Source organism: Streptomyces sp. NPDC091289, assembly GCF_044757365.1.
In the GTDB taxonomy this organism is placed as follows: Bacteria; Actinomycetota; Actinomycetes; order Streptomycetales; family Streptomycetaceae; genus Streptomyces.
The window spans coordinates 60,925-82,031 of the sequence record NZ_JBIVUT010000027.1; the positions used below are offsets into that span (position 1 = coordinate 60,925).

A 21,107-nucleotide genomic window follows, 5' to 3' on the forward strand; every position below is an offset into this window, starting at 1 on the left:
AACGTTCCGCGCGATGCGGCGGTGATTCGAACAAACACCGCACAGCGAAGCGAAGAGACGGAACGTCGTCTCGCGGCTCTAGGGGATCGATGACTGAGTATGGCCGGGGCCCCGGCTCCGAACCGTGGCATCCCGAGGACCCCTTGTACGGGGACCAGGGATGGGGAGGCCAGCAGGCCGCCCACGGCCAGGGCCAGTACGGCGACCAGCAGCAGTCCTATCCGCAGGACCCGTACGCCCAGCAGCACCAGAACCACCAGCAGTACCCGCAGCAGCCGTACGACCAGCAGCAGCACCAGCAGTACCCGCAGCAGCATCAGCAGTACGGGCAGCAGCCGCAGAACCAGCAGCAGCCGCAGCAGCAGTACGGCGCGCCGCAGCAGGACCCGTACGCCCAGCAGCCAGGTGCCCAGCCGCAGTACGACGGCGGCTGGGACACCGGGCAGCAGGCCGCCATGCCGTACGGGGCCGAGCCCCAGGATCCGTACGCGCAGCACCCCGGCGCGTACGACACGGGCCAGGACTACTACGGCACCCCGGAGGCCTACCCCCCGCCGCAGCCCCCGGGCCGCCGCGAGGCCGCTCCCGAACAGCATCAGCAACAGCAACAGCAACAGCCGTCGACGGACTGGGATCCGGACGAGCCGCAGGAAGAGACGCATCCTTTCTTCACCGGTGCGGACGAACCGGGCCGTGAGCCGCGCGACGACGACGATGACCCGGACGACGACGGATCGCGCTCCTCGCGCCGGGGCGGCAAGGGCAAGAAGAAAAAGAGCCGCAGCGGCTGTGCCTGCCTGGTGGTCTCCGTCGTCCTGCTCGGCGGCCTCGGCGGAGTCTCCTACGTCGGCTACACCTTCTGGAAGAAGCAGTTCGGCGCTCCGGCCGACTTCGCGGGATCCGGCACCGGCGAGCAGGTCGAGGTCGAGATCCCCGAAGGATCGCTCGGCTACGACATCGCCAACATCCTGCGCAAGAAGGGCGTCATCAAGTCCTCCGACGCCTTCGTCGCGGCGCAGAACGACAACCCCAAGGGCAAGTTGCTCCAGGCGGGCGTCTACCTCCTGAACAAGGAGATGTCGGCGGCCAGCGCGATCACGCTCATGCTCGACCCGAAGAGCCAGAACGCGTTCGTGATCCCGGAGGGGACCCGTAACGTCCAGGTCTATGCCGAGATCGACAAGCGGCTGGAGCTCAAGAAGGGCACCACGGCGAAGATCGCCAAGACCAAGGCGGAGTCGCTGGGCCTGCCCGACTGGGCCGATGACAACCCGGATGTGAAGGACCCGCTGGAGGGCTTCCTCTACCCGGCGGCCTATCCGGTCGCCAAGGGATCGAAGCCCGAGGACGCGCTGAAGCGGATGGTCGCGCGGGCCAACAAGGAGTACGAGAACATCGACTTCAAGGCCACGGCCAAGAAGTTCAACCTCGACGGTCCGTGGCAGGTGCTCACGGTGGCGAGCCTGGTGCAGGCGGAGGGCCTCACGCACGACGACTTCCGCAAGATGGCCGAAGTCGTCTACAACCGGCTCGAACCCGACAACACGATCACCAACCGCAAGCTCGAATTCGACTCGGCGTTCAACTACCTCAAGAACCAGAGCAAGATCACGATCGGCTCCAAGGAGATCCGGACCAACCCGGACCCCTACAACACCTACTACCACACGGGTCTCCCGCCGGGGCCGATCAGCAACCCGGGCATGGACGCCATCAAGGCGTCGCTCAACCCGACCGGGAAGGGCTGGATGTTCTTCATCTCGCTCGACGGCAAGAAGACCGACTTCACGAAGACCGTCGAGGAGCACGAGAAGCTGAACGAGAAGTGGAAGGAACAGCAGGGACTTGGCTGATATCCGCCGCCGGGCCGCCGTCCTCGGCTCGCCCATCGCGCATTCCCTCTCCCCGGTCCTGCACCGCGCCGCATACGCCGAGCTCGGCCTCGACGCCTGGTCCTACGACCGGTTCGAGGTCGACGAGGCGGGGCTGCCCGGGTTCATCGAGGGACTGGACGCCTCCTGGGCCGGGCTGTCGCTGACCATGCCGCTGAAGCGGGCGATCATCCCGCTGCTCGACGAGATCAGCGCGACGGCCGCCTCCGTGGAGGCCGTCAACACCGTCGTGTTCACCGAGGACGGCCGCCGGATCGGCGACAACACCGACATCCCCGGCATGATCGCCGCTCTGCGCGAACGTGGCGTCGACAAGGTCGAGTCCGCCGCGGTGCTCGGAGCCGGTGCCACCGCCTCCTCCGCGCTGGCCGCGCTCGCGGCGATCTGCGCCGGACCGGTCACCGCCTACGTGCGCAGCCCCGAGCGCGCGGCCGAGATGCGGGCCTGGGGGGAGCGGCTCGGCGTCGACGTCGTGATCGCCGACTGGGCGGACGCGGCAGCGGCGCTGACCGCGCCGCTCGTCATCGCCACCACCCCGGCGGGCACCACCGACGCCCTGGCCGGATCCGTACCGGGAACCCCGGGCATCCTCTTCGACGTGCTGTACGAGCCGTGGCCCACCGCACTCGCCGCCGCCTGGTCGGCGAACGGAGGGGCGGTGGTCGGCGGACTCGACCTGCTGGTGCACCAGGCACTGCTCCAGGTCGAGCAGATGACCGGCCGGATCCCGGCGCCACTGGCCGCCATGCGGCAGGCCGGGGAAGCCGCGCTCGCGGACCGCTGACGGGTCCGTCGGCCGGCCCGGGACGTCCGTCTGCTGGACCGGCGGCCGGACCCTGCCTCCGGTCGTGAAAGGATCGGGGGTGGCGGGCCAGGGCCGCGCACCCGGTGGCGCCGTTGGATTTCAGGCGCGAGCATGAGGAGCACCGTTGAGCAGGTTGCGCTGGCTGACCGCGGGGGAGTCGCACGGACCCGCACTGGTGGCGACGCTGGAGGGTCTTCCCGCCGGTGTCCCGATCACGACGGAGATGGTGGCGGAGGCGCTGGCCCGGCGACGGCTCGGTTACGGGCGCGGCGCGCGGATGAAGTTCGAGAAGGACGAGGTCACCTTCCTCGGCGGCGTACGCCACGGCCTCACCATGGGCTCCCCGGTCGCCGTGATGGTCGGCAACACCGAGTGGCCCAAGTGGGAGCAGGTCATGTCGGCCGACCCGGTCGACCCCGACGAGCTGGCGAAGCTCGCCCGCAACGCTCCGCTGACCCGCCCCCGGCCCGGCCACGCCGACCTCGCGGGGATGCAGAAGTACGGCTTCGACGAGGCCCGGCCGGTCCTGGAGCGCGCCAGCGCCCGGGAGACCGCCGCGCGCGTCGCCCTCGGCGCCGTCGCCCGCTCCTACCTGAAGGAGACCGCGGGCATCGAGATCGTCAGCCATGTCGTCGAGCTGGCCGCCGCGAAGGCGCCGTACGGTGTCCTCCCGGTCCCCGCCGACGTGGAGAGGCTGGACGCCGACCCGGTCCGCTGCCTGGACGCCGACGCCTCCAAGGCGATGGTCGCCGAGATCGACCAGGCCCACAAGGACGGCGACACCCTCGGCGGGGTCGTCGAGGTGCTGGCGTACGGCGTGCCCGTCGGGCTCGGCTCGCACGTGCACTGGGACCGCCGCCTGGACGCCCGGCTCGCAGCCGCGCTCATGGGCATCCAGGCGATCAAGGGCGTCGAGGTCGGCGACGGCTTCGACCTGGCCCGGGTCCCCGGCTCGAAGGCGCACGACGAGATCGTCGCCACCGAGGACGGCATCAAGCGCACCTCCGGGCGTTCCGGCGGCACCGAGGGCGGGCTCACCACCGGCGAGCTGCTGCGCGTGCGCGCCGCGATGAAGCCCATCGCGACCGTGCCGCGCGCCCTGGCCACCGTGGACGTCGTCACCGGCGAGGCCACCAAGGCCCACCACCAGCGCTCCGACGTCTGCGCCGTCCCCGCCGCGGGCATCGTCGCGGAGGCGATGGTCGCCCTCGTCCTGGCCGACGCGGTCGCGGAGAAGTTCGGCGGCGACAGCGTCCCCGAGACCCACCGCAACGTCCAGTCGTACCTCGACCACCTCCAGATCCGATGAGCGGCCCCCTGGTCGTCCTCGTCGGCCCGATGGGCGTCGGCAAGTCCACCGTCGGCGAACTGCTCGCCGCCCGGCTCGGCACCGCCTACCGGGACACCGACGCCGACGTCGTCGCCGAGGCCGGCAAGCCGATCGCGGAGATCTTCTACGACGAGGGCGAGGACCACTTCCGCGCCCTGGAGCGCCGGGCCGTCGAGGCGGCCGTCGCCGGGCACACGGGCGTCCTCTCCCTCGGCGGCGGGGCCGTCCTGGACGCGGAGACCAGGAAGCTGCTGACCGGCCGGCCGGTCGTCTACCTCTCCATGGACGTGGACGAGGCCGTCCGCCGCGTCGGCCTCGGCGCCGCCCGCCCGCTGCTCGCGGTCAACCCGCGCCGGCAGTGGCGCGATCTGATGGACGCCCGCCGCCCCCTCTACGAAGAGGTCGCCCGCACCGTCGTCGCCACCGACGAGCACACCCCCGAAGAGGTCGCCCAGGCGATCATCGACGCACTGGAACTGCCGGAGGGCCCAGCCGCCCCCGGCGTGGAGAACACCGGCATGACGCAGCAGGGCCCCACCCGCATCCAGGTCGCAGGCTCCGCGGGCTCCGACCCGTACGAGGTCCTCGTCGGCCACCGGCTCCTCGGCGAGCTGCCCCAGCTGATCGGCGACCGCGCCAAGCGGGTCGCCGTGCTGCACCCCGAGGCCCTCGACGAGACCGGTGAGGCGGTCCGCCAGGACCTCGCCGACCAGGGGTACGAGGCCATCGCCATCCAGCTGCCGAACGCGGAGGAGTCCAAGACCGTCGAGGTCGCCGCCTACTGCTGGAAGGCGCTCGGCCAGACCGGCTTCACCCGCACCGACGTCATCGTCGGCATCGGCGGCGGCGCCACCACGGACGTCGCCGGGTTCGTCGCGGCCACCTGGCTGCGCGGGGTCCGCTGGATCGCGATCCCGACCACCGTCCTCGGCATGGTGGACGCGGCCGTCGGCGGCAAGACCGGCATCAACACCGCCGAGGGCAAGAACCTGGTGGGCGCCTTCCACCCGCCCGCCGGGGTCCTCTGCGACCTCGCCGCGCTCGACTCGCTGCCGGTCAACGACTACGTATCCGGCATGGCCGAGATCATCAAGGCCGGCTTCATCGCCGACCCGGTCATCCTCGACCTGGTCGAGGCCGATCCCGAGGGCGCGCGCACCCCGGCAGGTCCGCACACCGCCGAGCTGATCGAGCGGTCCATCCGGGTCAAGGCCGAGGTCGTCTCCAGCGACCTCAAGGAGTCCGGACTCCGCGAGATCCTCAACTACGGCCACACCCTGGCCCACGCCATCGAGAAGAACGAGCGCTACAAGTGGCGCCACGGCGCCGCCGTCTCCATCGGCATGGTCTTCGCCGCCGAGCTGGGCCGGCTCGCCGGACGCCTCGACGACGCCACCGCCGACCGGCACCGCAGCGTCCTGGAGTCGGTGGGCCTGCCGCTCGCCTACCGCGGCGACCAGTGGCCCAAGCTGCTGGAGAACATGAAGGTCGACAAGAAGTCGCGCGGCGACCTGCTGCGCTTCATCGTCCTGGACGGCATCGGCAGGCCCACCGTCCTGGAGGGCCCCGACCCGGCCGTGCTGCTCGCCGCCTACGGGGAGGTCTCCGCGTGACCCGAAGGGTCCTCGTCCTGAACGGCCCCAACCTCGGCCGGCTCGGCTCGCGCGAGCCCGACGTCTACGGGGCCACCTCCTACGCCGGACTCGTGGAGACCTGCACGGCCCTCGGCAAGGAGCTCGGCTTCGACGTCGAGGTGCGGGAGACCAACGACGAGGGCGAGCTGATCCGCTGGCTCCACGAGGCGGCGGACGGATCGATTCCGGTCGTTCTCAACCCGGGCGCCTTCACGCACTACTCGTACGGCATGCGGGACGCGGCCGCCCAGCGCACCGCCCCGCTGATCGAGGTGCACATCTCCAACCCGTACACCCGCGAGGAGTTCCGGCACACCTCCGTGGTCGCCGCGGTGGCCACGGGCACGGTGGCCGGGTTCGGCATCGGCTCCTACCGGCTCGCCCTGCGCGCCCTGGCCGACGAGCTGACGGACTGACGGACCGGCCACCTTCGCGATTCCCGTCCGGCCTCCGCACGGCCGGCGGGCACTTCGCACCCTCCCGGGCCGTTCACCTCGAGACGGCCCGGGAGGGTACGGTGGCCGTCCCATCAGCGTCAGTTGCAGTTACGAGACGGAGTGGCACCGGATGCAGCACGCAGTGGGGGCCCCGCTGCCGCCGCCCCACGGCCCCGGCATCGGGCACGTCGGCCGGCCGTACCAGGCCCAGCACCCCGGTCACCCCGGCCCGCCCCCGATACCCCCGCCGCCCCCGGCCGCCGGGCAGGCTCCGCCACCCCCGGCCCCCGGCCAGGCACCTCCGCCGGCCCAGGGCCAGACCCGGCAGCCCGCCCCTGCCGCCCCCGGCCAGGCCCCGCAGCCCGGCTGGAGCGGCACAGGACCCACGCCGCCGCCCGCCGGCCAGGCCTCCGGGCACACCGGGCACATCCAGCTGCCCCCGGGCGGCCCCGTTCCGCTGCCCGCGCCCCCCGCCGAGCCCGGCACCGGCGGCGCGACGCTCGCCGTGCTGCTCATCGGCCCGGCCGGGGCGGGCAAGACCACCGTCGCCAAGCTCTGGGCGGCCCGCCGCCGGGTGCCCACCGCCCACGTCTCCCTCGACGACGTCCGGGAGTGGGTCTGCTCCGGCTTCGCCGACCCGCAGGCCGGCTGGAACGACCACTCCGAGGCCCAGTACCGACTGGCCCGCCGCACCTGCGGCTTCGCCGCCCGTAACTTCCTCGCCAACGGCATCTCCTGCATCCTCGACGACGCCGTCTTCCCCGACCGCCCGGTCGTCGGCCTCGGCGGCTGGAAACGCCACGTGGGCCCCGGCCTGCTGCCCGTGGTCCTGCTGCCCGGCCTGGAGATCGTCCTGGAGCGCAACGCCGCCCGCAGCGGCAACCGCAGGCTCTCCGACGAGGAGGTCGCCCGCATCCACGGCCGGATGGCCGGCTGGTACGGCTCCGGCCTCCCGATCATCGACAACTCCACGTACGACGTCGAGACCACCGCCCGCGTCCTGGACGACGTACTGGCCCGCTCCATCGCGAGCCCGCCCACCTGGTAGCCGCCGGGGCGCCCGCCCGACCGCGACCGCCCTCCGGCGCCCTGCCCCCCGGTCGGGTGCGCTGGCCGGGCGGGCCGCCGCCCCCGCTCGTACGCTCGAACCATGTCAGAGGTGCACGCCGTCCGACGCGGGCTGCTCCGCGACCGGTGCGCCGCCGCGGGCTCCGCGGCCGCCCTGGTCTCCCGCCCCGCCAACGTCCGCTATCTCGCGGGCGGAGCGCCTCCCGGCGCCGTGCTGCTGCTCGGCCCCGGCGAGGACGTTCTGCTCTGCCCCCGCGCCCCGACCGGCGAACCCGCCCACGGGCGGCCCGACGAGGCGCTCCGGATCGACCTCCTGCCCGTCCCGGACGCCGACCCGGTGGTCGCCGCCGCGGGGCTCGCCGCCGAGTCCGGCGCGGGCTCGCTCGCCGTGGAGGAGCACGACCTGACCGTGGCCCGGCACCGTGCCATGGCGAAGGCCGCCCCGCGCCTGGAACTGGCCGATCTCGGCTTCACCGTGGAGCAGCAGCGGATCGTCAAGGACGAGGAGGAGATCGGCTGCCTCCGGATCGCCGCCGAGATCACCGACCAGGCACTCGGTGAACTCCTCGAATCGATCCTGGTCGGCCGCACCGAGCGGCACCTCGCCCTCGAACTGGAGCGCCGCCTCGTCGACCACGGGGCGGACGGCCCCGCCTTCGCCACCTCCGTGGCCACCGGCCCCCACTCCGGCCAGGGACGCCACCGGCCCTCGGACCGCAGGGTGGAGGAGGGTGATTTCCTCTCCGTCCGCCTCGGCGCGAGCTACCACGGCTACCGCTGCGAGATCGGCCGGACCTTCGTCATCGGGACCGCCCCCGCCGAGTGGCAGATCGAGCTCTACGACCTCGTTTTCGCCGCTCAGCGGGCCGGCCGGGAAGCCCTGGCACCGGGGGCGGCCTACCGGGACGTGGACCATGCCGCCCGGCACCTGCTGGAATCCGCGGGGCATGGAGAGGGCCTTCAGCCGAGGACCGGGCACGGTGTGGGGCTCGAAATCGAGGAGGACCCGCAACTGGCACCGACAGCCATGGGTAAACTGGACGCTTGTGTGCCGGTCACCGTCGAACCGGGGGTCCACCTCCCGGGCCGGGGCGGTGTCCGGATCGATGACACGCTCGTCGTGCGCCCCGAGGCGGACGGCGGACCCGAGCTACTCACCATGACGACCAAGGAGCTGCTCGCGCTCTAGCGCGCATCCTCGGTCGTTCCACCAGCTTCAGTCCAGGAGATTCCGCAACCGTGGCTTCCACGAACGACCTCAAGAACGGCCTGGTGCTCAAGCTCGACGGAGGCCAGCTCTGGTCCGTCGTCGAGTTCCAGCACGTCAAGCCCGGCAAGGGCCCCGCCTTCGTGCGCACCAAGCTCAAGAACGTGCTCTCCGGCAAGGTCGTCGACAAGACGTTCAACGCCGGCGTGAAGGTCGAGACGGCCACCATTGACCGCCGCGACATGCAGTTCTCGTACATGGACGGCGAGTACTTCGTCTTCATGGACATGGACACGTACGACCAGCTCATGGTCGACCGCAAGGCCGTCGGCGACGCCGCCAACTTCCTGATCGAGGGCTTCACCGCCTCCGTCGCCCAGCACGAGGGCGAGGTGCTCTACGTCGAGCTGCCCGCCGCGGTCGAGCTGACGATCCAGCACACCGACCCGGGCGTGCAGGGCGACCGCTCCACCGGTGGCACCAAGCCCGCCACCCTGGAGACCGGTTACGAGATCGGCGTGCCGCTCTTCATCAGCACCGGCGAGAAGATCAAGGTCGACACCCGCTCGGGCGACTACCTCGGCCGGGTGAACAGCTAACCGTGGCTGCCCGGAACAAGGCCCGCAAGCGCGCCTTCCAGATCCTCTTCGAGGCCGACCAGCGCGGTGAGTCCGTGCAGAGCGTCCTCGCGGACTGGGTGCGGCTCTCGCGGACCGACGACCGTCAGCCCCCGGTCGGCGAGTTCACGATGGAGCTCGTCGAGGGGTACGCGCAGTACGCGGACCGGATCGACGACCTCATCGTCACCTACGCCGTGGACTGGGAGATCGACCGCATGCCGGTCGTCGACCGGAGCATCCTGCGGCTCGGTGCGTACGAGCTGATCTGGATGGACGCGACCCCGGACGCCGTGGTGATCGACGAGGCCGTCCAGCTCGCCAAGGAGTTCTCCACCGATGACTCCCCGTCCTTCGTGAACGGCCTGCTGGCCCGTTTCAAGGACCTCAAGCCGAACCTCCGCCGGGAGCAGTAGCCCCCGGCCGCGGCGGTTCGGTCGCGCTCACGCCACGAAGGGCCCACGGTCAGCCGACCGTGGGCCCTTCGGCGTACCGGCCGGCTGGAGCAGCGGACTCATCATCCGTCGGCCGTGGGTTCGAGTCCTTCCGCCGCATCGCCGGAACCCGGGGCACACAAACGCCGGGCGGGGGGGGGGGGGGGGGGGGCCCCCCCCCCCCCCCCCCCCCGGGGGGGGGGGGGGGGGCGCCCCCCCCCCCCCCCCCCCCCCCGGGGGGGCCCCCCGGCCCGGGCCCCGCCCCCCCCCCCCCCCCCCCCCCCCCGGCGGCAACGTTTCTGCTGTGGGGCCCGGCCCCGCTCGCTCAGCCCTCGTCGTGGGAGACCGCGCGGCGCGCGTCCGCGTCCAGCACGCCCCAGCTGATGAGCTGCTCCGTGAGCACGGAAGGCGACTGGTCGTAGATCACGGCGAGCGTGCGCAGGTCGTCCTGGCGGATCGAGAGCACCTTGCCGTTGTAGTCACCGCGCTGGCTCTGGATGGTCGCCGCGTAGCGCTGCAGCGGGCCGGCCTTCTCCGGCGGGACGTGGGCGAGGCGCTCCAGGTCCAGGACGAGCTTCGGCGGCGGCTCGGCGGCCCCGCCCGGCGTCGTGCCGGGCAGCAGCTCCTGCACCGGGACCCCGTAGAAATCCGCCAGCTCGGCGAGGCGCTGCACGGTCACGGCACGGTCGCCGCGCTCGTACGAACCGACCACGACGGCCTTCCAGCGACCCTGGGACTTCTCCTCCACGCCGTGGAGGGAAAGGCCCTGCTGGGTGCGGATGGCACGGAGTTTGGCCCCGAGCTGTTTTGCGTATTCGCTGGACATATGGCTCCCCGGACGCTGGAACAGTGTGCGGCTCCGCCGCGTGGCTGGTAACTCACTGTGAGGTTACGCAGCGTTACTTGGATGCGTCAAGCCGAATGGTCCGGACCGGCACCTCCCGGGGGTGGGGTCAGGGCCGAGCGCAAGCCCTGGTAGCGTGGATGACGCAATTTCGACGTCCTTTAACGATCCGTCCCGTGAGGCGGAGAAGGAGGTCCGTTTCTTATGGACGCACAGCACGACGACACCGGCAACGCGGCGCGCCCCGTTCTCGAGGCCCCCGACATCGCCCGTGTTCTGACCCGTATCGCCCACGAGATCGTCGAACGCGCCAAGGGCGCCGACGACGTGGTGCTGCTCGGCATCCCGACGCGGGGCGTCTTCCTCGCCCGCCGGCTCGCCGACAAACTCGAACAGATCACCGGCCGGAAGACGCCGGTCGGATCGCTCGACATCACGATGTACCGCGACGACCTGCGGATGCGCCCGGCGCGCGCCCTGGCCCGCACCGACATCCCCGGCGAGGGGATCGAGGACCGCCTGGTCGTCCTGGTCGACGACGTGCTCTTCTCCGGCCGCACGATCCGCGCCGCCCTCGACGCGCTCGGCGACATCGGCCGCCCGCGCGCGGTGCAGCTCGCGGTCCTCGTCGACCGCGGCCACCGGGAACTCCCGATCCGCGCGGACTACGTCGGCAAGAACCTCCCCACGTCGCTGCGGGAGACGGTCAAGGTCCAGCTCGCCGAGGAGGACGGCCGCGACGCCGTGCTGCTCGGCGTCAAGCAGACCGCCCCCGCGGACCCGCAGTAGCCCGAGCCCTCCCGTACGTCCTTCCGGGGCCGTACGGCGGCTTCCGCGCGTCCGCATGCCTGAAACTCCCTCCAGCCACCCGGAGAACCCCCAGATGAAGCGTCACCTCATCTCGGCCGCCGACCTCACCCGCGACGACGCCGTCCTGATCCTCGACACCGCCGAGGAGATGGCCCGGGTCGCGGACCGGCCGATCAAGAAGCTCCCCACCCTGCGCGGCCGTACCGTCGTCAACCTCTTCTTCGAGGACTCGACCCGTACCCGCATCTCCTTCGAGGCGGCCGCCAAGCGGCTGTCCGCCGACGTCATCAACTTCTCCGCCAAGGGCTCCTCCGTCTCCAAGGGCGAGTCCCTGAAGGACACCGCCCTGACCCTGGAGGCGATGGGCGCCGACGCCGTCGTCATCCGGCACGGCGCCTCCGGCGCCCCCTACCGGCTCGCCACCTCCGGCTGGATCGACGGGGCCGTGGTCAACGCCGGGGACGGCACCCACGAGCACCCCACCCAGGCCCTGCTGGACGCCTTCACGATGCGCCGCCGGCTCGTCGGCGCCGACGCCGGGCTCGGCCGCGACCTGGACGGCCGCCGCATCACGATCGTCGGCGACATCCTGCACAGCCGCGTCGCCCGCTCCAACGTCCACCTGCTGACCACGCTCGGCGCGCACGTCACCCTGGTGGCCCCGCCCACCCTCGTCCCCGTGGGCGTCGAACAGTGGCCCTGCGACGTCAGCTACAGCCTCGACAACGTGCTGGCGAAGTCCGATGCGGTGATGATGCTGCGTGTGCAGCGCGAACGGATGAACGCCGCCTACTTCCCGACCGAGCGCGAATACTCCCGCCGCTACGGCCTGGACGGCGAGCGGATGGCGAAGATGCCCGAACACGCCATCGTCATGCACCCCGGCCCGATGGTCCGCGGCATGGAGATCACCGCCGAGGTCGCCGACTCCGACCGCTGCACGGTCGTCGAGCAGGTCGCCAACGGCGTCTCCATCCGCATGGCCGTGCTCTACCTGCTGCTCGGCGGCTCCGACACCGCGCTGTCCGCCGCCCCCGCCCGTACCGAGGAGAACAAGTAACCATGAGCAAGATCCTTATCCGCGGTGCGCGGATCCTCGGCGGCGAGCCGCAGGACGTTCTCATCGACGGCGAGATCGTCGCCGAGGTCGGCACCGGCATCGACGCCGCCGGCGCCACCGTGATCGAGGCCGAGGGCCAGATCCTGCTGCCCGGCCTGGTCGACCTGCACACCCATCTGCGCGAGCCCGGCCGCGAGGACTCCGAGACCGTCCTCACCGGCACCAGGGCCGCGGCCGTCGGCGGCTTCACCGCCGTGCACGCCATGGCCAACACCTTCCCCGTCGCCGACACCGCCGGCGTCGTCGAGCAGGTCTGGCGGCTCGGCAAGGAGTCCGGCTACTGCGACGTGCAGCCCATCGGCGCCGTCACCGTCGGCCTGGAGGGCAAGCAGCTCGCCGAGCTCGGCGCGATGCACGACTCCGCCGCCGGGGTGCGGGTCTTCTCCGACGACGGCAAGTGCGTCGACGACGCGGTGATCATGCGCCGCGCCCTGGAGTACGTGAAGGCCTTCGACGGCGTCGTCGCCCAGCACGCCCAGGAGCCCCGCCTCACCGAGGGCGCCCAGATGAACGAGGGCATCGTCTCCGCCGAACTCGGGCTCGGCGGCTGGCCCGCCGTCGCCGAGGAGTCGATCATCGCCCGCGACGTCCTCCTCGCCGCCCACGTCGGCTCCCGCGTCCACATCTGCCACCTCTCCACCGCCGGCTCCGTGGAGATCGTCCGCTGGGCCAAGTCCAAGGGCTGGAACGTCACCGCCGAGGTCACCCCGCACCACCTCCTCCTCACCGACGAGCTGGTCCGCAGCTACAACCCGGTCTACAAGGTGAACCCGCCGCTGCGCACCGAGGCCGACGTCCTGGCCCTGCGCGAGGCGCTCGCCGACGGCACGATCGACTGCGTCGCCACCGACCACGCCCCGCACCCGCACGAGGACAAGGACTGCGAGTGGGCCGCGGCCGCCATGGGCATGGTGGGCCTGGAGACCGCGCTCTCGGTCGTCCAGCAGACGATGGTGGACACCGGCCTGATCGACTGGGCGGGCGTCGCCGACCGCATGTCCTTCCGCCCCGCGGCCATCGGCCGGCTCGAAGGACACGGCCGCCCCGTCTCGGCGGGTGAGCCCGCCAACCTCACCCTGGTCGATCCGGCATACCGTGGAGCCGTGGACCCCGCGGGCTTCGCGTCCCGCAGCCGCAACACCCCCTACGAGGGTCGTGAGCTGCCGGGCCGCGTCACCCATACCTTCCTGCGGGGCCGTGCCACGGTCGTCGACGGGAAGCTCGCGTGACAACTCTGACCCCCCTGTACCACCTGGCCGCCGAGCAGAAGTCGGCGGAAGTGACGGACTGGGCCGCCCGCATCGCCTGGGTGGCCGGCCTGTTCGTCTTCATCGCCCTCGTCTACTGGCTGATGCGCCAGGGCTGGAAGTGGCGCGCCAGCCTCCAGTCCGGCATCCCGGAGCTCCCGGCCACCCCCGAGGACTTCGCCGACGACGAGACGCTGCTGACCCTCCAGGGGCGCTACCACGCCTCCACCACCGCAGGTCAGTGGCTCGACCGGATCGTCGCGCACGGCCTCGGCACCCGCAGCCGTACCGAGCTCACGCTCACCGCCCGCGGCCTGGACGTCGTACGACCCGGAGCGGCCGACTTCTTCATCCCGGCCGACGCCCTGCGCGAGGCCCGTCTCGACAAGGCGCTCGCGGGCAAGGTCCTCCCCGAGGGCGGCCTGCTGATCATCACCTGGGCGCACGGCGAGACGCTGATCGACTCCGGCTTCCGCTCCGACCACGCCGCCGAGCACCAGGCCTGGGTCGACGCCGTCAGCCTGCTCACCGGCGGCCGGGCCGCCACGGAACTCACCAGCACCACTACGGAAGGCACCGCACGATGACGATCTCCACCCGGGGGGACCAGACCCCCGCCGTACTCGTCCTGGAGGACGGCCGCGCCTTCCGCGGCCGTGCCTACGGGGCCGTGGGGGAGACCTTCGGCGAAGCGGTGTTCTCCACCGGCATGACCGGCTACCAGGAAACGCTGACCGACCCCTCGTACCACCGCCAGGTCGTCGTCATGACGGCCCCGCACGTCGGCAACACCGGCGTCAACGACGAGGACCCCGAGTCCGGCCGCATCTGGGTCTCCGGCTACGTCGTCCGCGACCCCGCCCGCAAGCCCTCCAACTGGCGCTCGCAGCGCTCGCTGGACGAGGAGCTGGTGGCGCAGGGCGTCGTCGGCATCAGCGGCGTCGACACCCGCGCCCTCACCCGCCATCTGCGCGAGCGCGGCGCGATGCGCGTCGGGATCTTCTCCGGCAACGCCATCCCCGACGAGGGCACGCTGCTCGCCAAGGTCCGCCAGGCCCCCGAGATGACCGGCGCCGACCTCTCCGCCGAAGTGGCGACGAAGGAGGCGTACGTCGTCCCCGCGATCGGCACGAAGAAGTTCACCGTCGCCGCGATCGACCTCGGCATCAAGGGCATGACCCCGCACCGGATGGCCGAGCGCGGCATCGAGGTGCACGTGCTGCCCGCCACCGCCACCCTGGAGGAGGTGTACGCCGTGAACCCCGACGGCGTCTTCTTCTCCAACGGCCCCGGCGACCCGTCCACCGCCGACCACCCGGTCGCCCTGATGCGCGGCGTCCTGGAGCGCTCGACCCCGCTCTTCGGTATCTGCTTCGGCAACCAGATCCTCGGCCGCGCGCTCGGCTTCGGCACGTACAAGCTGAAGTACGGCCACCGCGGCATCAACCAGCCGGTGCAGGACCGCACCACCGGCAAGGTCGAGGTCACCGCGCACAACCACGGCTTCGCCGTCGACGCCCCGCTGGAGAAGGTCTCCGACACGGAGTTCGGCCGCGCCGAGGTCTCCCACGTCTGCCTGAACGACCAGGTGGTCGAGGGCCTCCAGCTCCTGGACCGGCCCGCCTTCAGCGTCCAGTACCACCCCGAGGCGGCCGCGGGCCCGCACGACGCCGCGTACCTCTTCGACCGTTTCACCACCCTGATGGAGGGCCAGCGTGCCTAAGCGCTCCGATATCCAGTCCGTCCTGGTCATCGGCTCCGGTCCGATCGTCATCGGCCAGGCCGCCGAGTTCGACTACTCCGGCACCCAGGCCTGCCGCGTCCTCAAGGCCGAGGGCCTGCGCGTCATCCTGGTGAACTCCAACCCGGCGACGATCATGACCGACCCGGAGATCGCCGACGCCACCTACGTCGAGCCGATCACCCCCGAGTTCGTCGAGAAGATCATCGCCAAGGAGCGCCCCGACGCGCTCCTGCCCACCCTCGGCGGCCAGACCGCGCTCAACACCGCGATCTCCATGCACGAGAACGGCGTCCTGGAGAAGTACGGCGTCGAGCTCATCGGCGCCAACGTCGAGGCGATCAACAAGGGCGAGGACCGCGACCTCTTCAAGGGCGTCGTCGAGGCCGTCAAGGCGAAGATCGGATACGGCGAGTCCGCCCGCTCCGTCATCTGCCACACCATGGACGACGTCATCGCCGGCGTCGACACCCTCGGCGGCTACCCCGTGGTCGTCCGCCCCTCCTTCACCATGGGCGGCGCCGGCTCCGGCTTCGCCCACGACGAGGAGGAGCTGCGCCGCATCGCGGGACAGGGCCTCACGCTCTCCCCGACCACCGAGGTGCTCCTGGAGGAGTCCATCCTCGGCTGGAAGGAGTACGAGCTGGAGCTCATGCGCGACAGACACGACAACGTCGTGGTCGTCTGCTCCATCGAGAACTTCGACCCGATGGGCGTCCACACCGGCGACTCCATCACCGTCGCCCCGGCGATGACGCTCACCGACCGCGAGTACCAGCGGCTGCGCGACGTCGGCATCGCGATCATCCGCGAGGTCGGCGTCGACACCGGCGGCTGCAACATCCAGTTCGCCATCGACCCCACCGACGGCCGGGTCATCGTCATCGAGATGAACCCGCGTGTCTCCCGCTCCTCGGCGCTCGCCTCCAAGGCCACCGGCTTCCCGATCGCCAAGATCGCCGCCAAGCTGGCCGTCGGCTACACCCTGGACGAGATCCCCAACGACATCACAGAGAAGACGCCGGCCTCCTTCGAGCCGACCCTCGACTACGTCGTCGTCAAGGCCCCGCGCTTCGCCTTCGAGAAGTTCCCCTCCGCCGACTCCACCCTCACCACCACCATGAAGTCGGTGGGCGAGGCCATGGCGATCGGCCGGAACTTCACCGAGGCCCTCCAGAAGGCCCTGCGCTCGCTGGAGAAGAAGGGCTCGCAGTTCGCCTTCACCGGCCCGGTCGGCGACAAGGCCGAGCTGCTCGCGGAAGCGGTCCGCCCGACCGACGGCCGCATCAACACCGTCATGCAGGCGATCCGCGCCGGCGCCACCCAGGAAGAGGTCTTCGACGCCACGAAGATCGACCCCTGGTTCGTCGACCAGCTCTTCCTGATCAAGGAGATCGCCGACGAGCTGGCCTCCGCCGAGCGCCTGGACGCCGACCTGATCGCCGAGGCCAAGCGGCACGGCTTCTCCGACGCCCAGATCGGCGAGATCCGCGGACTGCGCGAGGACGTCGTCCGCGAGGTCCGGCACGCGCTCGGCATCCGCCCGGTCTACAAGACGGTCGACACCTGCGCCGCCGAGTTCGCCGCGAACACGCCGTACTTCTACTCCTCCTACGACGAGGAGAGCGAGGTCGCGAGCCGCACCAAGCCGGCCGTGATCATCCTCGGCTCGGGCCCCAACCGCATCGGCCAAGGCATCGAGTTCGACTACTCCTGCGTGCACGCCTCCTTCGCGCTCAGCGACGCGGGCTACGAGACCGTCATGGTCAACTGCAACCCGGAGACCGTCTCCACCGACTACGACACCTCCGACCGGCTCTACTTCGAGCCGCTCACCCTGGAGGACGTCCTGGAGATCGTGCACGCCGAATCGCTGGCGGGCCCGATCGCCGGTGTCATCGTGCAGCTCGGCGGCCAGACCCCGCTCGGCCTCTCCCAGGCGCTCAAGGACAACGGCGTGCCCGTCGTCGGCACCTCCCCGGAGGCCATCCACGCCGCCGAGGACCGCGGCGCCTTCGGCCGGGTCCTCGCCGAGGCCGGACTGCCCGCGCCCAAGCACGGCACCGCCACCACCTTCGGCGAGGCCAAGGCCATCGCCGACGAGATCGGCTACCCGGTCCTGGTCCGCCCGTCCTACGTCCTCGGCGGACGCGGCATGGAGATCGTGTACGACGAGACGCGCCTCGCCTCGTACATCTCCGAGTCCACCGAGATCAGCCCCACCCGGCCGGTCCTGGTCGACCGCTTCCTCGACGACGCCATCGAGATCGACGTGGACGCCCTCTACGACGGCACCGAGCTCTACCTCGGCGGCGTCATGGAGCACATCGAGGAGGCCGGCATCCACTCCGGCGACTCGGCCTGCGCCCTGCCCCCGATCACGCTCGGCGGCTTCGACATCAAGCGGCTGCGCGCCTCCACCGAGGGCATCGCCAAGGGCGTCGGCGTGCTCGGACTGATCAACATCCAGTTCGCGCTCTCCGGCGACATCCTCTACGTCCTGGAGGCCAACCCGCGCGCCTCCCGCACGGTCCCCTTCACCTCGAAGGCGACCGCCGTCCCGCTCGCCAAGGCCGCCGCCCGCATCTCGCTGGGCGCGACCATCGCCGAGCTGCGCGCGGAGGGCCTGCTGCCGAAGACCGGCGACGGCGGCACCCTGCCGCTGGACGCGCCGATCTCCGTCAAGGAGGCCGTGATGCCGTGGTCGCGCTTCCGCGACATCCACGGCCGGGGCGTCGACACCGTCCTCGGCCCGGAGATGCGCTCCACCGGCGAGGTCATGGGCATCGACTCGGTCTTCGGCACGGCGTACGCCAAGTCGCAGGCCGGCGCCTACGGCCCGCTGCCCACCAAGGGCCGCGCGTTCATCTCGGTCGCCAACCGGGACAAGCGCTCGATGATCTTCCCGGCCCGCGAGCTGGTCGCCCACGGCTTCGAGCTGATGGCCACCTCCGGCACCGCCGAGGTCCTCAAGCGCAACGGCATCAACGCCACCATCGTGCGCAAGCAGTCCGAGGGCACCGGGCCCAACGGTGAGAAGACCATCGTCCAGCTCATCCACGACGGCGAGGTCGACCTCATCGTCAACACGCCGTACGGCACCGGCGGCCGGCTCGACGGTTACGAGATCCGCACCGCGGCCGTGGCCCGCTCCGTACCGTGCCTGACCACGGTCCAGGCGCTCGCCGCCGCCGTCCAGGGCATCGACGCACTCAACCACGGCGACGTGGGCGTCCGTTCCCTCCAGGAACACGCCGAGCATCTGACCGCGGCGCGCGACTAGCCGCCCGAGAGGGGGACACCGGAAACGGTGTCCCCCTCTTTGCGAGCCCTGTCGAGCGCACCGAGCACCAAGGACATCTCTTCATGTACAAGCTCTTCTTCCGGCTGGTCTTCAAGCGGATGGACCCCGAGCAGGCCCACTACGCCGCCTTCCGCTGGATCCGCCTCGCCGCCCGGATCCCCGTGCTGCGCACCTTCGTCGCCGCCGCCCTCGCCCCCCGCCACAAGGAGCTGCGCACCGAGGCCCTCGGCCTGCGGATGCACGGCCCCTTCGGGCTCGCCGCCGGCTTCGACAAGAACGCCGTTGCGATCGACGGCATGGCGATGCTCGGCTTCGACCACATCGAGATCGGCACCGTCACCGGCGAACCGCAGCCCGGCAACCCCAAGAAGCGCCTCTTCCGGCTCGTCGCGGACCGTGCGCTGATCAACCGCATGGGCTTCAACAACGAGGGCTCCGCCGCCGTCGCCGCCCGCCTGGCCGCCCGTAACCCGGTCTTCCGCACCACCGTCGGCGTCAACATCGGCAAGACCAAGGTCGTGCCCGAGGCCGAGGCCGCCGCCGACTACGTGAAGTCCACCGAGGCGCTGGCCGGCCACGCCGACTACCTGGTCGTCAACGTCTCCTCGCCCAACACCCCCGGCCTGCGCAACCTCCAGGCGACCGAGTCGCTGCGCCCGCTGCTCACCACCGTACGGGAGGCCGCCGACCGCACCGTCACCACCCGGCGCGTCCCGCTGCTCGTCAAGATCGCCCCGGACCTCGCGGACGAGGACGTCGACGCCGTCGCCGACCTCGCCGTGGAGCTGGGCCTGGACGGCATCATCGCCACCAACACCACCGTCGCCCGCGAGGGCCTGGGTCTGAAGTCCGACCCCGAGCTGGTGGGACAGACCGGCGGACTCTCCGGCGCACCCCTCAAGGAGCGCTCGCTGGAGGTCCTGAGCCGTCTGTACGCCCGTGTGGGGGACCGGATCACCCTGGTGGGCGTCGGGGGCGTCGAGAACGCCGAGGACGCCTGGCAGCGCATCCTCGCCGGGGCCACCCTCGTCCAGGGCTACAGCGCCTTCATCTACGAAGGTCCCTGCTACGCCCGCGCGATCCACCAGGGCCTCGCCGCCCGGCTCGCCGCCTCCCCGTACGCCACCCTCGCCGAGGCCGTCGGCGCCGAGACCCGGAAGAAGGCCGCCCTGTGACGCTCGAACCCTTCGGCGCCCGCCTGCGCCACGCCATGGACACCCGCGGGCCGCTCTGCGTCGGCATCGACCCGCACGCCTCGCTGCTCACCTCCTGGGGCCTGAACGACGACATCGCCGGTCTGGAGCGCTTCACCCGGACCGTCGTGGAGGCGCTGGCCGACCGGGTCGCCGTCCTCAAGCCGCAGTCCGCGTTCTTCGAGCGCTTCGGATCGCGCGGCGTCGCCGTCCTGGAGAAGGCCGTCGAGGAGGCCCGGGCGGCCGGCGCGCTCGTCCTGATGGACGCCAAGCGTGGCGACATCGGCTCCACCATGGGGGCCTATGCGGCGACCTACCTGGACAAGGACTCGCCGCTCTTCTCGGACGCGGTCACCGTCTCCCCGTACCTGGGCTTCGGCTCGCTGCGCCCGGCGCTGGACGCCGCCGCCGTCTCCGGCGCGGGCGTCTTCGTCCTCGCCCTCACCTCCAACCCGGAGGGCGCCGAGGTCCAGCGGGCCACGGCCGCCGACGGCCGCTCGCTCGCCCAGCTGATGCTCGACCACATGGCGGCGGAGAACGAGGGAGCGGCTCCGCTCGGCTCGGTCGGTGCGGTGGTCGGCGCGACGCTCGGTGACGCGGGGGTGAACCTGGCGATCAACGGACCGCTCCTCGCGCCCGGCATCGGCGCCCAGGGGGCGACCCCCGCGGATCTTCCGGCGGTGTTCGGCGACGCGGTGGGCAACGTGGTGCCCAGCGTGAGCCGGGGCGTGCTGCGCCAGGGTCCGGACGTGTCCGGGCTGCGCGAAGCGGCCGAGCGGTTCGCGGACGAGGTCCGTCGTGCCGTATCCGGCAGCTGACCCTGACACGTTTACAGCGTGTTGACGAATTACTGACGCGTTACTGACCGGAAACGTGGTCGATATGTCGGGAAAATCCTGGTCGGCCACAGCTGACCAGGACTTTTCGTCTGTTCTCGCTGACTAGAGCGGCCCTTGCCGCTAGTCTCCGTCGAGAGCAGCCGAGCACAGTGTGTTCGTCGCTCACCTGGTGGGGTGGCGTCCAGCTTCCCCGCCGGTCCGTATCCGACAGATCGACATCCGAGGTGACGTAGGCGTGGCTCTTCCGCCCCTTACCCCTGAACAGCGCGCAGCCGCGCTCGAAAAGGCCGCCGCGGCTCGCCGGGAGCGGGCCGAGGTCAAGAATCGACTCAAGCACTCCGGCGCCTCCCTCCACGAGGTCATCAAGCAGGGCCAGGAGAACGACGTCATCGGGAAGATGAAGGTCTCCGCACTGCTGGAATCCCTGCCCGGCGTCGGCAAGGTCCGCGCCAAGCAGATCATGGAGCGTCTCGGCATCTCCGAGAGCCGCCGGGTCAGGGGTCTTGGCTCCAATCAGATCGCATCCTTGGAGCGTGAGTTCGGCGGCAGCGCCGCCTGACGTTCTCAGGCACTCCTGAGAACCTG

Annotated in this window: 19 protein-coding genes and 1 tRNA gene; 19 read left to right on the plus strand and 1 reads right to left on the minus strand. The window is 71.4% G+C overall.

What is annotated here, in order from left to right; genetic code table 11:
* Nucleotides 1–89: 89 nt before the first annotated feature.
* From mltG to ACIQPT_RS30900, 10 genes are all read left to right on the plus strand, one after another.
* Nucleotides 90–1,853, plus strand: coding sequence for an endolytic transglycosylase MltG (mltG, locus tag ACIQPT_RS30855; RefSeq protein ID WP_401160630.1), 1,764 nt, complete (start codon nucleotides 90–92; stop codon nucleotides 1,851–1,853).
* Nucleotides 1,846–2,676: a shikimate dehydrogenase gene (locus ACIQPT_RS30860; protein WP_401160631.1), complete on the plus strand. Its 831-nt coding sequence runs from the start codon at nucleotides 1,846–1,848 to the stop codon at nucleotides 2,674–2,676. Before mltG ends, ACIQPT_RS30860 begins: the two co-directional genes overlap by 8 nt.
* 145 nt (nucleotides 2,677–2,821) lie before the next feature.
* A complete protein-coding gene (gene aroC, locus ACIQPT_RS30865; protein WP_401160633.1) occupies nucleotides 2,822–4,006 on the plus strand; it encodes a chorismate synthase in 1,185 nt (394 codons plus the stop codon).
* Complete coding sequence (gene aroB, locus ACIQPT_RS30870) at nucleotides 4,003–5,640, plus strand: 3-dehydroquinate synthase (protein WP_401160635.1); 1,638 nt, start codon at nucleotides 4,003–4,005, stop codon at nucleotides 5,638–5,640. Before aroC ends, aroB begins: the two co-directional genes overlap by 4 nt.
* Complete coding sequence (gene aroQ / locus ACIQPT_RS30875; RefSeq protein ID WP_003970353.1) at nucleotides 5,637–6,077, plus strand: type II 3-dehydroquinate dehydratase; 441 nt, start codon at nucleotides 5,637–5,639, stop codon at nucleotides 6,075–6,077. The genes aroB and aroQ overlap by 4 nt, the downstream gene beginning before the upstream one ends.
* Nucleotides 6,078–6,228: 151 nt before the next feature.
* Complete coding sequence (locus ACIQPT_RS30880) at nucleotides 6,229–7,146, plus strand: Pro-rich N-terminal domain-containing protein (RefSeq protein ID WP_401160637.1); 918 nt, start codon at nucleotides 6,229–6,231, stop codon at nucleotides 7,144–7,146.
* A gap of 102 nt (nucleotides 7,147–7,248) precedes the next feature.
* Complete coding sequence (locus ACIQPT_RS30885; RefSeq protein WP_401160638.1) at nucleotides 7,249–8,355, plus strand: M24 family metallopeptidase; 1,107 nt, start codon at nucleotides 7,249–7,251, stop codon at nucleotides 8,353–8,355.
* Nucleotides 8,356–8,405: 50 nt separating this feature from the next.
* The gene (gene efp, locus ACIQPT_RS30890; protein WP_007453234.1) at nucleotides 8,406–8,972 is read left to right on the plus strand and encodes an elongation factor P; all 567 of its coding nucleotides are present in this window, start codon (nucleotides 8,406–8,408) and stop codon (nucleotides 8,970–8,972) included.
* A 2-nt stretch (nucleotides 8,973–8,974) separates the two neighbouring features.
* Complete coding sequence (gene nusB / locus ACIQPT_RS30895; protein ID WP_401160640.1) at nucleotides 8,975–9,406, plus strand: transcription antitermination factor NusB; 432 nt, start codon at nucleotides 8,975–8,977, stop codon at nucleotides 9,404–9,406.
* 67 nt (nucleotides 9,407–9,473) lie between these two features.
* A tRNA-Met gene (locus ACIQPT_RS30900) sits at nucleotides 9,474–9,545 on the plus strand.
* A gap of 204 nt (nucleotides 9,546–9,749) precedes the next feature.
* Here ACIQPT_RS30900 and bldD read toward each other — a convergent pair.
* A complete protein-coding gene (gene bldD, locus ACIQPT_RS30905; RefSeq protein WP_003970358.1) occupies nucleotides 9,750–10,250 on the minus strand; it encodes a transcriptional regulator BldD in 501 nt (166 codons plus the stop codon).
* A 222-nt stretch (nucleotides 10,251–10,472) separates the two neighbouring features.
* On the opposite strand from bldD, the gene pyrR reads away from it, so the two are divergent.
* From pyrR to ACIQPT_RS30950, 9 genes are all read left to right on the plus strand, one after another.
* On the plus strand, nucleotides 10,473–11,057 hold the full coding sequence (gene pyrR / locus ACIQPT_RS30910) for a bifunctional pyr operon transcriptional regulator/uracil phosphoribosyltransferase PyrR (protein ID WP_401160642.1): 585 nt from the start codon (nucleotides 10,473–10,475) through the stop codon (nucleotides 11,055–11,057).
* Between the two features lie 94 nt (nucleotides 11,058–11,151).
* Nucleotides 11,152–12,138: an aspartate carbamoyltransferase catalytic subunit gene (locus ACIQPT_RS30915; RefSeq protein ID WP_401160643.1), complete on the plus strand. Its 987-nt coding sequence runs from the start codon at nucleotides 11,152–11,154 to the stop codon at nucleotides 12,136–12,138.
* Nucleotides 12,139–12,140: 2 nt separating this feature from the next.
* Nucleotides 12,141–13,427 carry a dihydroorotase gene (locus ACIQPT_RS30920; protein WP_401160645.1) on the plus strand — a complete coding sequence of 429 codons (1,287 nt, stop codon included), beginning with the start codon at nucleotides 12,141–12,143 and terminating at the stop codon, nucleotides 13,425–13,427.
* Nucleotides 13,424–14,032, plus strand: a complete 609-nt coding sequence (locus ACIQPT_RS30925; RefSeq protein ID WP_401160647.1) for a hypothetical protein — start codon at nucleotides 13,424–13,426, stop codon at nucleotides 14,030–14,032. The genes ACIQPT_RS30920 and ACIQPT_RS30925 overlap by 4 nt, the downstream gene beginning before the upstream one ends.
* Nucleotides 14,029–15,168 (plus strand): glutamine-hydrolyzing carbamoyl-phosphate synthase small subunit, encoded by a 1,140-nt coding sequence (gene carA / locus ACIQPT_RS30930; protein WP_401160649.1) that lies wholly within the window; start codon nucleotides 14,029–14,031, stop codon nucleotides 15,166–15,168. The genes ACIQPT_RS30925 and carA overlap by 4 nt, the downstream gene beginning before the upstream one ends.
* Complete coding sequence (gene carB, locus ACIQPT_RS30935; protein WP_401160651.1) at nucleotides 15,161–18,469, plus strand: carbamoyl-phosphate synthase large subunit; 3,309 nt, start codon at nucleotides 15,161–15,163, stop codon at nucleotides 18,467–18,469. The genes carA and carB overlap by 8 nt, the downstream gene beginning before the upstream one ends.
* Nucleotides 18,470–18,552: 83 nt before the next feature.
* Nucleotides 18,553–19,665, plus strand: coding sequence for a quinone-dependent dihydroorotate dehydrogenase (locus ACIQPT_RS30940; RefSeq protein WP_401160652.1), 1,113 nt, complete (start codon nucleotides 18,553–18,555; stop codon nucleotides 19,663–19,665).
* The gene (gene pyrF / locus ACIQPT_RS30945) at nucleotides 19,662–20,501 is read left to right on the plus strand and encodes an orotidine-5'-phosphate decarboxylase (protein WP_401160654.1); all 840 of its coding nucleotides are present in this window, start codon (nucleotides 19,662–19,664) and stop codon (nucleotides 20,499–20,501) included. Before ACIQPT_RS30940 ends, pyrF begins: the two co-directional genes overlap by 4 nt.
* Nucleotides 20,502–20,757: 256 nt before the next feature.
* Nucleotides 20,758–21,081: an integration host factor gene (locus ACIQPT_RS30950; RefSeq protein WP_014157387.1), complete on the plus strand. Its 324-nt coding sequence runs from the start codon at nucleotides 20,758–20,760 to the stop codon at nucleotides 21,079–21,081.
* The last annotated feature ends 26 nt before the right edge of the window (nucleotides 21,082–21,107 follow it).

What these genes read in the sequence shown, in the direction of transcription:
- bldD (WP_003970358.1), bottom strand. Translation starts at nt 10,250, where the DNA reads ATGTCCAGCGAATACGCAAAACAGCTCGGGGCCAAACTCCGTGCCATC.
- pyrR (WP_401160642.1), top strand. Translation starts at nt 10,473, where the DNA reads ATGGACGCACAGCACGACGACACCGGCAACGCGGCGCGCCCCGTTCTC.
- ACIQPT_RS30915 (WP_401160643.1), top strand. Translation starts at nt 11,152, where the DNA reads ATGAAGCGTCACCTCATCTCGGCCGCCGACCTCACCCGCGACGACGCC.
- ACIQPT_RS30880 (WP_401160637.1), top strand. Translation starts at nt 6,229, where the DNA reads ATGCAGCACGCAGTGGGGGCCCCGCTGCCGCCGCCCCACGGCCCCGGC.
- ACIQPT_RS30885 (WP_401160638.1), top strand. Translation starts at nt 7,249, where the DNA reads ATGTCAGAGGTGCACGCCGTCCGACGCGGGCTGCTCCGCGACCGGTGC.
- aroB (WP_401160635.1), top strand. Translation starts at nt 4,003, where the DNA reads ATGAGCGGCCCCCTGGTCGTCCTCGTCGGCCCGATGGGCGTCGGCAAG.
- ACIQPT_RS30940 (WP_401160652.1), top strand. Translation starts at nt 18,553, where the DNA reads ATGTACAAGCTCTTCTTCCGGCTGGTCTTCAAGCGGATGGACCCCGAG.
- ACIQPT_RS30920 (WP_401160645.1), top strand. Translation starts at nt 12,141, where the DNA reads ATGAGCAAGATCCTTATCCGCGGTGCGCGGATCCTCGGCGGCGAGCCG.
- carA (WP_401160649.1), top strand. Translation starts at nt 14,029, where the DNA reads ATGACGATCTCCACCCGGGGGGACCAGACCCCCGCCGTACTCGTCCTG.
- mltG (WP_401160630.1), top strand. Translation starts at nt 90, where the DNA reads ATGACTGAGTATGGCCGGGGCCCCGGCTCCGAACCGTGGCATCCCGAG.